This is a genomic window from Burkholderia sp. HI4860 (assembly GCF_002223045.2).
Lineage (GTDB): Bacteria > Pseudomonadota > Gammaproteobacteria > Burkholderiales > Burkholderiaceae > Burkholderia.
Window position 1 is genome coordinate 1,422,973 of record NZ_NKFO02000003.1, and the last position, 14,306, is coordinate 1,437,278.

Genomic DNA, 14,306 nt, shown 5'->3' on the forward strand with positions numbered 1-14,306 from the left:
AGCCTCCCGGCTGGGTGCCTTCGGTTCACGATCCGGCCACCCTACCGGAATTCGCGAAGCCGTGCCGTGGGCAGTGCGCTTATCCGCGCGCCGCACGCGCGGCCGTCGACGCGCGCCCCGTCGTCGCGACGATCGCAAACGCGATCGCGTTCGCGGCGGCGCTGGCCAGGATCGGTACGAGATAGCCGCCGCCCGCGTCGTAGATGAAGCCGGCCGCGGTCGGCCCGATCAGCGTGCCGAATGCGACGCTCGTATAAAGCACGCCGATGATCCCGCTCACGTTGCGGCCGCCGAAATAGTCCATCACCACCGCCGGCAGCACCGCGACCCAGCCCCCGTAGAACACGCCGAACCCGAGTGCGAACGCGGCAAGCGTGGGGACGGTGCCGGCGCCGGCCCACGCAACGAGCGCGACGGCCATGCCCGCGAACATCGCGAGCAGCGATGTGCGGCGGCCGAAGCGGTCGGCGAGGCCGCCGAGGAAGAAGCGGCCGGCCGTGCTGCCGACGCCGATCGCGCCGAGCAGCAGCACGGCCGTCGATGACGAGACGCCATGATCGAGCGCGTACGGCACGATATGAACGAACGGGACGAACACGCCGAACGAGCAGATGAGGCATGCCGCGTAGAGGGTTGCGAACGAGCGCGACGTGACCGCTTCACGCACCGTCGCGCCGGCAGCCGGCTTGCGACTCGCGGCCGCACCGGACACCGAAGGCCCCGCATTGCGCGCGGTGGCTTTCGCGCCGCCGCCCTCGACGGGCTCATGCGCCGCCTCCCCGTCCGGCAGCAGCCCCCGTCCGCGCGGATCGTTCTCAATCAGCAACGCCATCCCCGCACCGATCACGACCGCGATCACGGCCAGTGTGAAATACGCACCGCGCCAGCCGACGTGCGCGATCAGCGCGGACGCGAGCGGCGGCATCACCAGCGTGCCGACGCCGATCCCGGCGACCGCGAGCCCCGACGCGAAGCCGCGCCGGCGCACGAACCAGCGCTGCACGGCGCCGACAGCCGGTACGTATGCGCAGCCGACGCCGAGACCGACACCGAGCCCGTACGCGACGTAGACCTGCACCAGCGTATGCGCGGCGCCCGCAGCCGCGAGCCCGATGCCCGTCAGCAGCATCCCGGCGACGGCGAGCCGCCGCGAGCCGAAGCGGTCGGCCAGCGGCCCGCTGACGATGCCGAAACCGAAATACAGGAAGCCGGCGAGCGAAAACACGAGCGAGATCTGTCCGCGCGACGCGGCGAAATCCCGCTGCAGCGACTCGACGAAGGCGCTGAACGTGTATGCGCTGCCGAAACCGACGAACGTGACGGCAAACGCGGCCGCCACCACGTACCAGCCGTAGAAAACGCGCGATGCGCCCGGGCGGTTCATGACGATGCTCCTCTCAGGTTCCCCCGGCCGCCGGGCGGCGCCCGGATTGCCTCGCGGATATAGATGAACTATGTTGATCGCACCGGCCGCCGACAGGCAGTCGCGAAGCATGCGATCCGATGCGTCAACGGTACTCGCGCGTACGCATCGTCTCAAACGATATTTCGTCGGACTTTCGATTTAGAAAAACTGAATGAATCGTTCCCGCTTGCCGCCTCTCAACCCGCTGCGCGCATTCGAAGCAGCCGCCCGCCACCTGTCGGTGAAGGCGGCTGCAGAAGAGCTGTCGGTCACGCCCGGCGCGGTAAGCCAGATGATCCGCACGCTCGAGACGCACCTCGGCGTACAGCTGTTCGAGCGCGTCAACCGCGGCATCCTGCTCACGGCCGCCGGCCGCGACTACCTGCCGCCGGTACGCAACGCGTTCCGGCAGATCGCCGATGCGTCGCAGCGCGTGTCAGGCGCCGCCGACACCGGCGTACTGACGGTGAGCGTCACGCCGTTCTTCGCATCCGCGTGGCTCGTCCCGCGCCTCGCGCAGTTTCGGGACGCTTGCCCGGACGTCGACCTGCAGGTCGTCACGAGCCACGCACTGGCGGATTTCTCGCGCGACGGTGTAGACGTCGCGATCCGTCATGGCCTCGGGCGCTACATCGGGCTGTGCAGCGAGCGCCTGCTGACGGTAGAGATCGTCGCGCTCGCGTCGCCCGAACTCGTCGCGCGGCTCGGCATGCCGGCGACGCCGGCCGAGCTCGTCGGCTGGCCGCAGTTGCACGACGCCGAGCGCAAGGGCTGGCACATCTGGTTCGGCGCGCAGCGGATCGACGATTTCGGCCCGCCGCGCGGCCCCGCGTTCGACGACTCGGGCCTGTTGCTGCAGGCGATCGTCGCCGGCCAGGGCGCCGGGCTGCTGCCGGCCGCGATGGTGCGCGGCGAGCTGGCAAGCGGCCGGCTCGTCCAGCTCGCCGACGTCGCGTGGCTCGACGATTTCGCGTACTACCTCGTCTATCCGCCGCATCATGCGGAACGGCCAAAGGTTGCCGCCTTTCGCCGATGGATCCTCGACGCCGCACTGGCCGACGGCGCGGCATCGATGTCCGGCGCGGCGTAGCGCCCTTCCTCACGGCGCGCCTCTTCTGCCGATCGGCTAACATGCGGGCCGGCACCGATAACAACAGACCGAGAGAGACCATGCCCGCCCTGCTCCGCCGCGCGACACGCATTGCGACGCTGTCCGCCGCATTTTTCGTCGCGTGCGCCGTGCTGCCCGTTCCGGCCCACGCGTACCGCGCACCGACCGGCTACGGCAACGAAGCCGATCTCGATCGACACGACACGTATCGCAACCGCGACGGCGAAACCGTGCACGCCCCCGCGCATTCGAAATCGGGCCGCGTGCCCGACGGCGCGAGCGCGCGCTGTCGCGACGGCACGTACAGCTTCAGCCGCCACCGGCGCGGCACGTGCTCGGGGCACGGCGGCGTTGCCGCGTGGCTGTAGCCTCGGCCGAACGGCCAATCCGCACCGCTGCAGCCACCCGCCGCTGTCAGCGACACTCGGCGGCGAAGTACAATAGCCGCTCGCGCCGCCCACACGCGACGCCGCCGCCGCGCCTTGCGCGGCACGCTCCGTACCGAATCACCCGACGCCGCCACGCCCGCGCGCTGCGCGGCAGTCTCAACCACTTCTGAATTTCACACCGAAATGGCCCAATACGTTTTCACGATGAACCGGGTCGGCAAGATCGTGCCGCCCAAGCGCCAGATCCTGAAGGACATCTCGCTGTCGTTCTTTCCCGGCGCGAAGATCGGCGTGCTCGGCCTGAACGGCTCGGGCAAGTCGACGCTGATCCGCATCATGGCGGGCGTCGACAAGGACATCGAAGGCGAAGCCACGCCGATGCCGAACCTGAACATCGGCTACCTGCCCCAGGAACCGCAGCTCGACCCGACGAAGACGGTGCGCGAAGCCGTCGAGGAAGGCCTCGGCGACCTGTTCCAGGCCAACAAGAAGCTCGAGGAAATCTACGCGGCGTACGCTGAGCCGGACGCCGACTTCGACGCGCTCGCGGCCGAGCAGGCGAAGTACGAAGCGATCCTCGCGTCGAGCGACGGCGGCAGCCCCGAGCAGCAGCTCGAAGTGGCCGCCGACGCCCTGCGCCTGCCGCCGTGGGACGCCAGGATCGAACACCTGTCGGGCGGCGAAAAGCGCCGTGTCGCGCTGTGCAAGCTGCTGCTCGAAAAACCCGACATGCTGCTGCTCGACGAACCGACCAACCACCTCGACGCCGAATCGGTCGACTGGCTCGAGCAGTTCCTGGTGCGCTTCCCGGGCACCGTCGTCGCGGTCACCCACGATCGCTACTTCCTCGACAACGCAGCCGAGTGGATTCTCGAACTCGACCGCGGCCACGGCATTCCGTGGAAGGGCAACTACAGCAGCTGGCTCGACCAGAAGGAAGAGCGCCTGAAGCAGGAAGAAGCGTCGGAATCGGCGCGCCAGAAGGCGATCAAGAAGGAACTGGAGTGGGTGCGCCAGAACCCGAAGGGCCGCCAGGCAAAGTCGAAGGCGCGTATCGCGCGCTTCGAGGAGCTGAGCAGCCAGGAATACCAGAAGCGTAACGAAACGCAGGAAATCTTCATTCCGGCCGGCGAACGCCTCGGCAATGAAGTGATCGAGTTCAAGAACGTCAGCAAGTCGTTCGGCGATCGCCTGCTGATCGACAATCTGAGCTTCAAGATCCCGGCCGGTGCGATCGTCGGCATCATCGGCCCGAACGGCGCCGGCAAGTCGACGCTGTTCAAGATGCTGACCGGCAAGGAACAGCCGGATTCGGGCGAAGTCGTGATGGGCCCGACCGTGAAGCTCGCTTACGTCGACCAGAGCCGCGACGCGCTCGACGGGTCGAAGACGGTGTTCGAGGAAATCTCGGGCGGCGCCGACGTGCTGACGGTGGGCAAGTACGAAACGCCGTCGCGTGCGTACATCGGCCGCTTCAACTTCAAGGGCGGCGACCAGCAGAAGATCGTCGGCAACCTGTCCGGCGGTGAACGCGGCCGCCTGCACCTCGCGAAGACGCTGATCTCGGGCGGCAACGTGCTGCTGCTGGACGAACCGTCGAACGATCTCGACGTCGAAACGCTGCGCGCGCTGGAAGACGCGCTGCTCGAATTCGCGGGCTCGGTGATGGTGATCTCGCACGATCGCTGGTTCCTCGACCGGATCGCGACGCACATCCTCGCGTTCGAAGGCGATTCGCAGGTCACGTTCTTCGACGGCAACTACCAGGAATACGAAGCCGACAAGCGTGCCCGCCTCGGCGAGGAAGCCGCGAAGCCGAAGCGCCTGCGCTACAAGCCGATCAGCCGCTGACCGGCTCGGCCCGGATGCCCGGCGCCGCGGCAACGCGGGGCCGGTCGCCGAGGGTGGCCGCTTCAGGAAGCGTCACGACAAAAAAGCGGGCCGCTGGCCTAATGCCGTTCAGTTAAGACCTGAACGGCATTTTTGTTTTCGGGGTTTGGAGTTGTAAACGGGGCGGCAAGCTGTTAACTTTGGTCGCGATGCTAAGCGACCACCTGACCTTCCTGTTGGATGCAGCGCCCGCCGACCTAAGTCGGCTGGGCGAGCATCTGCCGCAGGAGTGGATCGAGCAAGCCATTGATGCCACGGGCACGGCCAGCATTCGTCGCCGACGCTTACCGGCCGAACAAGTCGTGTGGTTGGTCATCGCGCTGGCGATCTACCGCCACTGGTCCATCAGTGAGGTGGTCGATAGCCTGGATCTGGTGTTGCCCAACGAAGCGACGTTCGTCAGCAAGAGCGCCATCGCTCAGGCTCGGCAGCGATTGGGTGATGCGCCCATGGCGTGGTTGTTCGAGCGAACCGCGCAAGCCTGGTGCCAGCAAGACGCGGCACGCCACGCCTTCAAGGGGTTGAGCTTGTGGGCCATGGATGGCACCACGTTACGCACGCCAGACAGTCCGGCCAATCGCGAACACTTCGGCGCTCAGGGCTATGCCAGCGGCAAGGTGGCGAGCTATCCGCAGGTGCGAGCCGTGACCCTGACCTCGCTTCCGACTCACCTCGTTGCAAACATTGCGTTTGGTCGCTACGACACGAATGAGATGCTGTATGCCAAGCAATTGCTGGAACAGATTCCGGATCATTCGCTGACGGTCTTCGACAAGGGCTTTCTATCCGCCGAGATCCTGTGCGGCCTGAGCGCAGGCGAACGTAATCGCCACTTCCTGATTCCCGCCAAATCCAATACGCGCTGGGAAGTCGTGTCTGGCAAATCCGAGGATGCCTTGGTGCGAATGCGTGTTTCACCGCAGGCGCGGCAGAAGTGCCCGGAGTTGCCTGAATGGTGGATGGCTCGCGCGATTCGCGTGCTTGATGCGGCGGGCCGTGAGCGGGTGCTGCTGACTTCGCTGACCGATCGACGTCGATTCAAGGTGGCGGATTTGAATGCCTGCTACGAACGTCGCTGGCAGGTTGAAACCAGCTATCGCGAGCTCAAGCAATCCATGCTTGGCAGCGCACTGACGCTACGCAGCCGGACTGTCGAAGGCCTTTATCAGGAAATCTGGGGCGCTTTGATCGCCTACAACCTGATCCGTCGCGAAATGGCCTGCGCTGCCTTCGAGGCCAAGTGCGAGCCAACCGAACTCAGTTTCGTGCGCTCCTTCCACCTTATCCAGCACGAGATGATGTGGGCCGCGCGTACGCCAGCATTGGCAAAGCTCCCCGCCGTTCTGAAACGACTACGTGAGCACCTCAAACTGCTCATCAACGTAAAACGGCCCGATCGTAAATGCGATCGGGCCGTCAAATCCCTTCCGGCTCGTTATGCCGTTCGATATCTTCGGAAAGACCTTAACTGAACGGCATTAGGGCCGCTGGCCCGCTTTTTCTATTCGATGGCGGGCTGCTCGCCCGCCGCTTACGCGAGCGCGCCCAGTTCGCGCAGCCGCGCCTCGGTCGTCGCCGCACTCGTGTGATGAATGCCGTGCCAGCCGAGCGCCGTCGCGGCCGCGGCGTTCTTCGCGTTGTCGTCGATGAATACGAGTTCGTGCGGCGCGACGCCCGGCAGGTGCGGTTCGATCCGCGCATGCATCTCGCGGTAGATTGCCGGATCGGGCTTCACGAGCTTCACTCGGCCCGACACGACGATCTCCTTGAAACGCCGCAGCACCGGGAAGTTGTCCCACGCATACGGGAATGTCTGCGCGGACCAGTTCGTCAGCCCGAACAGCGGCATCCCCTGCGCTTCAAGTCGATCGACGAGCGCGGCGCCTTCGTCGAGCACACCGCCGATCATTTCGTGCCAGCGCGCGTAGAACGCGCGGATCAGCGCCTCGTGCTCCGGAAACTTCGCGACGAGCTCGGCCGTGCCTTCCTCGATCGTTTGCCCGCCGTCCTGACGGATCACCCAGTCCATCGCGCACACATGCGTGAGAAACCAGCGACGCTGCGCGTCGTCGGGAATCAGCTCCCGGTAAAGGTACTCCGGGCTCCAGTCGATCAGCACGCCGCCGAAATCGAACACCACGGCCTTGATCGTCATGCGAACTCCGTCGAAAGGACGTCCGCGAGCGGCCGCGGCGTCACCGGGTTGCCCGACAGCGAATTGTTTTGCCATACGAAGTGATGGTGCGCGACGATCTGCGCGGCCGACAGGTGCGTGCGCTCGTTCGTCGTGTGCAGATCGGACACGACCGTCGTCCTGTAGCCGAGCAGCGCCGCGCGGCGCGCGGCCGAATCGACGCAGAACTCGGTCGCATAACCGCAGATCAGCACCGAACGGATGCCGTGGCGGTCGAGTTGCGCCGCAAGCGGCGTGTCGTGAAACGAATCGCTCACCTGCTTGCGCACACGCCAGTCGTCGTTCCCGACGACCAGCCCCGCATGCAGCTCCCAGCCCGGCGTGCCGGGCACGATGTCGTCGTCCGCATCGCCGTCGTGCTGCACGAAGCACACGGGCGCGTTCGCCGCGCGCGCCGCCGCCGTCAGCCGGTTGATGCCCGATACCACGTCGTCGAGCCGGTAAGCGGGCTTCGCCCGCTCCACCAGCCCGCGCTGCATGTCGACCACGATCACTGCGGTGTCCGCCATTGCCTGCCCTCGGTTGTGTCGTTCGGCCGTTGTCCGGCCGTGATCGCGTGTTGTGTCAGATCGGCTGCGTGCGCGCGACGAGCCACGCCTTCGCATCGCCGCTCAGGTGCCGGCCGACACGCTCGCGCACCGTCGCGTGATACGTGTTCAGCCATGCGCGCTCGTCGTCGTGCAGCATCTCGATCAGCACGCAGCGCGTGTCGATCGGGCACAGCGTCAGCGTCTCGAATGCGAGGAAATCGCCGAATTCCGTTTGCCCGGCCGCGCGGTTCACGACCAGGTTCTCGATCCGGATACCCCACTGGCCGGGACGATAGACGCCCGGCTCGATCGACGTGATCATCCCCTCTTCCATCGCCGTGTGCGGCTCGGCCGGCGCGTAGTGCGAGATCACCTGCGGGCCTTCGTGAACGTTCAGGAAGTAGCCGACGCCATGCCCCGTGCCGTGGCCGTAGTCGAGCCCGGCCGCCCACATCGGTGCGCGCGCGATCGCGTCGAGCATCGGCGAGCGGATGCCGCGCGGGAAGCGGGCGCGCGACAGCGCCATCATCGACTTCAGCACGATCGTGAAATCGCGCCGCTGCAGGTCGCTGACGGTGCCGACCGGCACGACACGCGTGATGTCGGTCGTGCCCGTCACGTACTGGCCGCCCGAATCGATCAGCAGCAGGCCGTCGCCGGCGATCGTCGCGTGGGAGGCCGGCGTCGCATGGTAGTGCGGCATCGCGCCGTTCGCGTTGAAGCCCGCAATCGTCGCGAAGCTTGCCGACACGTAGCCGGGGCGCCGGGCGCGGGCGGCCGTGAGCTTTTCCTCGATCGTCAGCTCGGTGATCGTCTCGCGGTTCACCGCCTGCTCGAACCACGTGAAGAACTCCGCGAGCGCGGCGCCGTCGTGTTCCATCGTCACGCGCACGTGCTCGATCTCGGCGGACGTCTTGCGCGACTTCGCGAACGTCGACGGATTCACGGCCTCGACGAGCTTCACGCCGGCCGGCACGGCCTCGAGCGTGCCGAACGTCACGCGGCGCGGGTCGATCAGCAGCGTCGCGCCGTCCGGCAGCGACGCGAGCGCGGCGCGCGCGGCGTCGTAGGCGCGAACGTCGACACCATCCTTCGCGAGCGACGCGGCCAGCGCCGGCGACACCTTGCCGTCGGCGACGAACAACGTCGCGCGAGCAGTGCCGATCATTGCGTGCGCAACGAATACGGGATTGAAGTTGACGTCGGCGCCGCGCAGGTTGAACAGCCACGCGAGATCGTCGAGCGTCGAGACGAAATGCCATTGCGCACCCTGCGCGCACATCGCGCGGCGCACCTCGGCCAGCTTGCTCGCGCGCGTCGTGTCGGCCTGCGGCGCCGCGTGCTCGAACACCGCGTCGCCGGGCAGGCCCGGCCGCTCGGGCCAGATTGCATCGAGCAGGTCGAGATCGGTACGTAGCGCGATGCCGCGCGCATTCAGCGCGCCCGTCAGCCCGCGTGCGGCCGCGACGCCCAGCACGGCGCCGTCGACGCCGACCGTCGCACCGGCCGCCACGTTCTGCGCGAGCCAGTCGACGTGTGGCGCGCTCTGCTGCCCGCCCGTCATCTTCATCAGTTGCACGCCCGTGCCGGCCAGTTCGGCCTCGGCCTGCACCCAGTAGCGGCTGTCGACCCATAGCCCCGCGAAATCCGCGGTCACGACCAGCGTGCCGACCGAGCCCGTGAAGCCGGACAGCCAGCGGCGGGCCTGCCAGCGCTCCGGCAGATACTCGGACAGATGGGGATCGGCGGACGGCACGAGATAGGCGGCCAGGTCCTCGCGGGCCATGGCGCCACGCAGCAGCGCGAGGCGGGCCGGCACCGGCAAGACTTCGGGAAGACGGGCATTCATGATTTCACCTGAGAACATTCAGCGACGGGCCGACAGCGTAACCGTCACGGCTACGACGAGGAACGCGACACCGGTGCAGACCGGCCATTCGAGCGTCTCGCCATCGTAAAACAGTCCCGAGAGATTGCCGGCCATGCGGGCCGCGCCCGCGCCGACGATGCCGGCGAGCACCGCGATCCACCATGCCGGCCGGCCCGTGCGCCGCATCGGATGCAGCCATCGGCCGAACAGCCCGACGGCCGCTCCCAGGACAAGGATTCCAAACCAGTTCATTCGACGCCTTCTATAAATTCAGATTCGTCCCATAGGCGTGAACGTTGCCAGCGGCTAGCATCGATTCATCCATCGAACCCGAGACCAGCCGGGTGCCGCCAACATTCGAGTGTAGGGGCCGACTCGACGTTATGGCAAGCGCGCGCCGGCTGCCGTATTGAAGAAATTCTCATGCGAATCGCTCTGATCGATCCGGACGCGCGCCATGCCGCGCTCCTGAACCGCCTGCTCTTTGCGGGCGGTCATGTGTGCCATGCGTTTCCGTCCAGCGCGGCGTTGTTCGAGTGGCTCGCCACCGACAATACCTGCGACATGCTGATCACCGGCCACTGGGCCGGCGACCAGCCGGCCGAGGAAGTCATCCCGCGTGCGCAGACGGTCCTGCCGGGGCTGCCGGCCATCGCCGTGATGCTGCTGCCGCGCGAAAGCGAAATCGTATCGTGCCTGCACGCGGGCGCCGACGATTGCCTCGTACGCCCCGTGAGCGGGCCCGAGCTGCTTGCGCGCGTGAACGCGCTGAGCCGGCGCGCCGGCGTGCGCCGGCCACCCAACCGCTCGCGCGAAATGTATGGCGAATACGCGTTCGACGCCACGCACTGCCTCGTTCGCTTCGACGACGCAATCGTTTCACTCACGCCGAAGGAGTTCCGGTTCGCGCAGTTGCTGTTCACGAACCTGTCGCGGCCGGTGTCGCGCGCCCATATCCTCGAAACGGTGTGGGCGCGCCGCCGCGACATGAAGTCGCGCACGCTCGATACCCATGCGTCCCGGCTGCGCAGCAAACTACGGCTGCTTCCGGAGCGCGGCTACCGGCTACTGCCGCTCTACGGCTACGGCTATCAGCTCGACCGCGTGCCGATCGAGCCCCCAAATTCCCGGCCCCGCCACGCTGATGCTCGGTATGCAGCGAGTGAGGAAATCGCTGAAACGCTATAATATGGGGCTAAACGATAGCCCTCGATATGCAACTCCTCACGATCGGAATCAATCACCACACTGCGCCTGTCGCCTTGCGCGAACGCGTGGCGTTTCCGCTCGAGCAGATCAAGCCGGCTCTCGTCACGTTCAAGAACGTGTTTCTCGGCCCCCAGGCGCCCAATACGCCCGAAGCGGCGATCCTCTCCACCTGCAACCGCACCGAACTGTATTGCGCGACCGACGATCGCGCGGCACGCGAAGGCGCGATCCGCTGGCTGTCGGAGTATCACCGGATCCCGGTCGACGAACTCGCGCCGCACGTCTATGCGCTGCCGCAGTCGGAAGCGGTCCGGCACGCGTTTCGCGTCGCATCCGGCCTCGATTCGATGGTGCTCGGCGAAACGCAGATTCTGGGCCAGATGAAGGATGCCGTCCGCACCGCGACGGAAGCCGGCGCACTCGGCACCTATCTGAACCAGCTGTTCCAGCGCACCTTCGCGGTCGCGAAGGAAGTGCGCGGCACGACCGAAATCGGCACGCAGTCGGTGTCGATGGCCGCCGCCGCGGTGCGCCTCGCGCAACGGATCTTCGAAAAGGTGTCAGATCAGCGCGTGCTGTTCATCGGCGCCGGCGAAATGATCGAGCTGTGCGCGACGCACTTCGCCGCACAAGGCCCGCGCGAACTCGTCGTCGCGAACCGCACGGCCGAACGCGGCCAGCGGCTCGCCGAACGCTTCAACGGCCGTGCGATGCCGCTCGCGGATCTGCCGAGCCGCATGCACGAATTCGACATCATCGTGTCGTGCACGGCGTCGACGCTGCCGATCATCGGCCTCGGCGCAGTCGAGCGCGCGGTGAAGGCACGGCGCCACCGGCCGATCTTCATGGTCGACCTCGCGGTGCCGCGCGACATCGAGCCCGAAGTCGGCAAGCTGAAGGACGTGTTCCTCTACACCGTCGACGATCTCGGCGCGATCGTGCGCGAAGGCAATGCATCGCGCCAGGCCGCGGTCGCGCAGGCCGAAACGATCATCGAAACGCGCGTGCAGAATTTCATGCAATGGCTCGACACGCGCAGCGTCGTGCCGGTGATCCGTCACATGCACACGCAGGCCGACGCACTGCGCCGGGCCGAAGTCGACAAGGCGCAGAAGCTGCTCGCGCGCGGCGACGATCCGGCCGCCGTGCTCGAAGCGCTGTCGCAGGCGCTGACCAACAAGCTGATCCACGGCCCGACGAGCGCGCTCAACCGCGTGAACGGCGCCGATCGCGATTCGCTGATCGACCTGATGCGCGGCTTCTACCAGCACGCCCCGCGCTCGAACGACCAGTCCGGCCACTAGCGCCGGCCGATCGCCCTGCCGCCGGCCGCACGCCGGCCTATCCTTTCCGAATACCCCTTGCCCGGGAGCGCCGCTCCACACCATGAAGACGAGCATGCAACGCAAGCTCGACCAGCTGTCCACACGGCTGGCCGAACTGAACGACCTGCTGAGCCGCGAAAACGTCACGGCCGACCTCGACCAGTACCGCAAGCTCACGCGTGAACATGCGGAACTCGGCCCGGTGGTCGAACAGTACGCGCTGTGGCGCCAGTCGCGCAGCGACGAGACGGCTGCACAGGAACTGCTCGGCGATCTGTCGATGCGCGACTTCGCGGAAGACGAAATCCGCAGCGCGCGAGAAAGCATGGCCCGCCTCGAGACCGAGCTGCAGAAGATGCTGCTGCCAAAGGACCCGAACGACGACCGCAACATCTTCCTCGAAATCCGTGCGGGCACGGGCGGCGACGAATCGGCGCTGTTCGCGGGCGACCTGCTGCGCATGTACCTGCGCTTCGCGGAACGCCAGCGCTGGCAGGTCGAAATGATGTCGGAGAGCGCGTCAGATCTCGGCGGCTACAAGGAAGTGATCGTGCGGATCGCTGGCCAGGGTGCGTATTCGCGCCTGAAGTTCGAATCGGGCGGCCATCGCGTGCAGCGCGTGCCGGCCACCGAAACGCAGGGGCGCATCCACACGTCCGCGTGCACGGTCGCGGTGATGCCGGAAGCCGACGAAATCGGCGAGGTCGAGATCAATCCGGCCGACCTGCGGATCGACACGTTCCGCGCATCCGGCGCGGGCGGCCAGCACATCAACAAGACCGATTCGGCGGTGCGCGTCACGCACATCCCGACCGGGATCGTCGTCGAGTGCCAGGACGACCGCTCGCAGCACAAGAACAAGGATCGCGCGCTGAAGGTGCTCGCCGCGCGCATCAAGGACAAGCAGTATCACGAGCAGCACGCGAAGGAAGCCGCGACGCGCAAGAGTCTGATCGGCTCCGGTGACCGCTCGGAGCGGATCCGCACGTACAACTTCCCGCAGGGCCGGATGACCGACCACCGGATCAACCTGACGCTGTACCGGCTCGAGGCGCTCATGGACGGCGACCTCGACGAACTGATCAGCGCACTGGTCAGCGAACACCAGGCCGAACTGCTCGCGTCGCTCGGCGATGCCGACTGAGGCCGCGATGCCCGACACTTCCGCCGACGAACTGCTGCGCGCGTCGCCGCTCGACGCGGTCGATGCGCGCGTGTTGCTCGCGCACGCGCTCGGCTGGACCCGCACGCAATTGATCACGCGCGGCGACGCGCCGCTCGACGCGGCCGCGGTCGAACGCTACCGCGCGCTCGAGGCGCGCCGCCTGGCCGGCGAGCCGGTCGCGCAGCTCGTCGGGATGCGCGAATTCTTCGGCCGGCCGTTCGACGTGACGCCCGACGTGCTGATTCCACGCCCTGAAACCGAACTGCTCGTCGAAGCCGCACTCGATGCGATCGACGGGCTGCCGCATCCAGCCGTGCTCGATCTCGGTACGGGCAGCGGCGCGATCGCCGTCTCGATCGCCGCCGAGCGTCCCGATGCGCGCGTGTGGGCGCTCGATCGCTCGCCGGCCGCCCTTGAGGTCGCACAGCGCAACGCCGGCAAGCTGCTCGACGCGCGCCGCCCCGGCGGCCCGCTGCACTGGCTGCAGAGCGACTGGTACGCGGCGCTCGATCCGGCACTCGCATTCGACGCGATCGTCAGCAACCCGCCGTACATCGCGCAGCACGATCCGCACCTCGAGCAAGGCGACCTGCGTTTCGAGCCGCGCGGCGCGCTCACGGACGATGCCGACGGCCTCAGCGCGATCCGCACGATCGTCGCGGGCGCCGGCACCTACCTGAAACCGGGCGGCACGCTCTGGATCGAGCATGGCTACGACCAGGCCGAGGCCGTGCGCGCGGTGCTCGCCTCGCACGGCTTCGTCGCGGTCGAATCGCTTGCCGATCTGGCCGCCATCGAACGCACGACGGGCGGCCGCCTGCCGGGCTGATGCCCGGCCCGCCCGGTTGAAATCCGCTATCATTTCGATCTAACGCCCCGCAAACGCAAGGTCAGTCATGGACACCCAACAACGCATCAAGCAAATCGTCGACGAAAACCAGGTCGTGCTCTTCATGAAGGGCAACGCGCAATTCCCGATGTGCGGCTTTTCGGGCCGCGCCGTCCAGGTGCTGAAAGCCTGCGGCGTCGACCAGTTCAAGACGGTCAACGTCCTCGAAGACGACGAGATCCGCCAGGGCATCAAGGCATTCTCGAACTGGCCGACCATCCCGCAGCTCTACGTGAAGGGCGAATTCATCGGCGGCTCGGACATCATGATGGAGATGTACCAGTCGGGCGAACTGCAGCAACTGTTCGCCGCCGCGTAATACGCCCCGC

General features: G+C 66.9%; 14 protein-coding genes. 9 read left to right on the top strand and 5 right to left on the bottom strand.

Annotation, left to right across the window (positions count from 1 at the left end; genetic code table 11):
- Window positions 1–79: 79 nt before the first annotated feature.
- The gene (locus CFB34_RS21880; RefSeq protein ID WP_089439128.1) at window positions 80–1,384 is read right to left on the bottom strand and encodes an MFS transporter; all 1,305 of its coding nucleotides are present in this window, start codon (window positions 1,382–1,384) and stop codon (window positions 80–82) included.
- Window positions 1,385–1,577: 193 nt separating this feature from the next.
- Here CFB34_RS21880 and gcvA point away from each other — a divergent pair, with 193 nt between their 5' ends.
- The 4 genes from gcvA (at window position 1,578) to CFB34_RS21900 (ending at window position 6,267) form a co-directional block, all read left to right on the top strand.
- The gene (gene gcvA, locus CFB34_RS21885) at window positions 1,578–2,495 is read left to right on the top strand and encodes a transcriptional regulator GcvA (RefSeq protein WP_089439127.1); all 918 of its coding nucleotides are present in this window, start codon (window positions 1,578–1,580) and stop codon (window positions 2,493–2,495) included.
- Between the two features lie 80 nt (window positions 2,496–2,575).
- On the top strand, window positions 2,576–2,884 hold the full coding sequence (locus CFB34_RS21890) for a DUF3761 domain-containing protein (protein ID WP_089439126.1): 309 nt from the start codon (window positions 2,576–2,578) through the stop codon (window positions 2,882–2,884).
- A 204-nt stretch (window positions 2,885–3,088) separates the two neighbouring features.
- Window positions 3,089–4,756, top strand: coding sequence for an energy-dependent translational throttle protein EttA (gene ettA / locus CFB34_RS21895; RefSeq protein WP_089439125.1), 1,668 nt, complete (start codon window positions 3,089–3,091; stop codon window positions 4,754–4,756).
- Between the two features lie 188 nt (window positions 4,757–4,944).
- Window positions 4,945–6,267 carry an IS4 family transposase gene (locus CFB34_RS21900; protein WP_242808691.1) on the top strand — a complete coding sequence of 441 codons (1,323 nt, stop codon included), beginning with the start codon at window positions 4,945–4,947 and terminating at the stop codon, window positions 6,265–6,267.
- 59 nt (window positions 6,268–6,326) lie between these two features.
- Here the strand turns inward: CFB34_RS21900 and CFB34_RS21905 are convergent, their stop codons facing one another.
- The 4 genes from CFB34_RS21905 to CFB34_RS21920 are packed head-to-tail and all read right to left on the bottom strand — an operon-like array spanning window position 6,327 to window position 9,641.
- A complete protein-coding gene (locus CFB34_RS21905) occupies window positions 6,327–6,950 on the bottom strand; it encodes an HAD-IA family hydrolase (RefSeq protein WP_089439124.1) in 624 nt (207 codons plus the stop codon).
- Complete coding sequence (locus CFB34_RS21910; RefSeq protein ID WP_089439123.1) at window positions 6,947–7,498, bottom strand: cysteine hydrolase family protein; 552 nt, start codon at window positions 7,496–7,498, stop codon at window positions 6,947–6,949. The genes CFB34_RS21905 and CFB34_RS21910 overlap by 4 nt, the downstream gene beginning before the upstream one ends.
- Window positions 7,499–7,553: 55 nt before the next feature.
- Window positions 7,554–9,368, bottom strand: coding sequence for an aminopeptidase P family protein (locus tag CFB34_RS21915; protein WP_089439122.1), 1,815 nt, complete (start codon window positions 9,366–9,368; stop codon window positions 7,554–7,556).
- 18 nt (window positions 9,369–9,386) lie between these two features.
- Window positions 9,387–9,641, bottom strand: coding sequence for a hypothetical protein (locus CFB34_RS21920; protein ID WP_039352130.1), 255 nt, complete (start codon window positions 9,639–9,641; stop codon window positions 9,387–9,389).
- A 171-nt stretch (window positions 9,642–9,812) separates the two neighbouring features.
- Here CFB34_RS21920 and CFB34_RS21925 point away from each other — a divergent pair, with 171 nt between their 5' ends.
- The 5 genes from CFB34_RS21925 (at window position 9,813) to grxD (ending at window position 14,296) form a co-directional block, all read left to right on the top strand.
- Window positions 9,813–10,577: a response regulator transcription factor gene (locus tag CFB34_RS21925; protein WP_089430538.1), complete on the top strand. Its 765-nt coding sequence runs from the start codon at window positions 9,813–9,815 to the stop codon at window positions 10,575–10,577.
- Between the two features lie 26 nt (window positions 10,578–10,603).
- On the top strand, window positions 10,604–11,902 hold the full coding sequence (hemA, locus tag CFB34_RS21930) for a glutamyl-tRNA reductase (RefSeq protein WP_089439121.1): 1,299 nt from the start codon (window positions 10,604–10,606) through the stop codon (window positions 11,900–11,902).
- 82 nt (window positions 11,903–11,984) lie between these two features.
- Entirely contained in the window at window positions 11,985–13,067 is a 1,083-nt protein-coding gene (gene prfA, locus CFB34_RS21935) for a peptide chain release factor 1 (RefSeq protein WP_039352121.1), read from the top strand.
- Between the two features lie 7 nt (window positions 13,068–13,074).
- The gene (gene prmC, locus CFB34_RS21940; protein WP_089439120.1) at window positions 13,075–13,917 is read left to right on the top strand and encodes a peptide chain release factor N(5)-glutamine methyltransferase; all 843 of its coding nucleotides are present in this window, start codon (window positions 13,075–13,077) and stop codon (window positions 13,915–13,917) included.
- 67 nt (window positions 13,918–13,984) lie between these two features.
- Entirely contained in the window at window positions 13,985–14,296 is a 312-nt protein-coding gene (gene grxD, locus CFB34_RS21945; protein ID WP_006477066.1) for a Grx4 family monothiol glutaredoxin, read from the top strand.
- Window positions 14,297–14,306 lie beyond the last annotated feature (10 nt).

Coding starts and splice junctions, on each gene's coding strand:
- CFB34_RS21880 (WP_089439128.1), bottom strand. CDS start 1,384: ATGAACCGCCCGGGCGCATCGCGCGTTTTCTACGGCTGGTACGTGGTG.
- gcvA (WP_089439127.1), top strand. CDS start 1,578: ATGAATCGTTCCCGCTTGCCGCCTCTCAACCCGCTGCGCGCATTCGAA.
- CFB34_RS21890 (WP_089439126.1), top strand. CDS start 2,576: ATGCCCGCCCTGCTCCGCCGCGCGACACGCATTGCGACGCTGTCCGCC.
- ettA (WP_089439125.1), top strand. CDS start 3,089: ATGGCCCAATACGTTTTCACGATGAACCGGGTCGGCAAGATCGTGCCG.
- CFB34_RS21900 (WP_242808691.1), top strand. CDS start 4,945: ATGCTAAGCGACCACCTGACCTTCCTGTTGGATGCAGCGCCCGCCGAC.
- CFB34_RS21905 (WP_089439124.1), bottom strand. CDS start 6,950: ATGACGATCAAGGCCGTGGTGTTCGATTTCGGCGGCGTGCTGATCGAC.
- CFB34_RS21910 (WP_089439123.1), bottom strand. CDS start 7,498: ATGGCGGACACCGCAGTGATCGTGGTCGACATGCAGCGCGGGCTGGTG.
- CFB34_RS21915 (WP_089439122.1), bottom strand. CDS start 9,368: ATGAATGCCCGTCTTCCCGAAGTCTTGCCGGTGCCGGCCCGCCTCGCG.
- CFB34_RS21920 (WP_039352130.1), bottom strand. CDS start 9,641: ATGAACTGGTTTGGAATCCTTGTCCTGGGAGCGGCCGTCGGGCTGTTC.
- CFB34_RS21925 (WP_089430538.1), top strand. CDS start 9,813: ATGCGAATCGCTCTGATCGATCCGGACGCGCGCCATGCCGCGCTCCTG.
- hemA (WP_089439121.1), top strand. CDS start 10,604: ATGCAACTCCTCACGATCGGAATCAATCACCACACTGCGCCTGTCGCC.
- prfA (WP_039352121.1), top strand. CDS start 11,985: ATGAAGACGAGCATGCAACGCAAGCTCGACCAGCTGTCCACACGGCTG.
- prmC (WP_089439120.1), top strand. CDS start 13,075: ATGCCCGACACTTCCGCCGACGAACTGCTGCGCGCGTCGCCGCTCGAC.
- grxD (WP_006477066.1), top strand. CDS start 13,985: ATGGACACCCAACAACGCATCAAGCAAATCGTCGACGAAAACCAGGTC.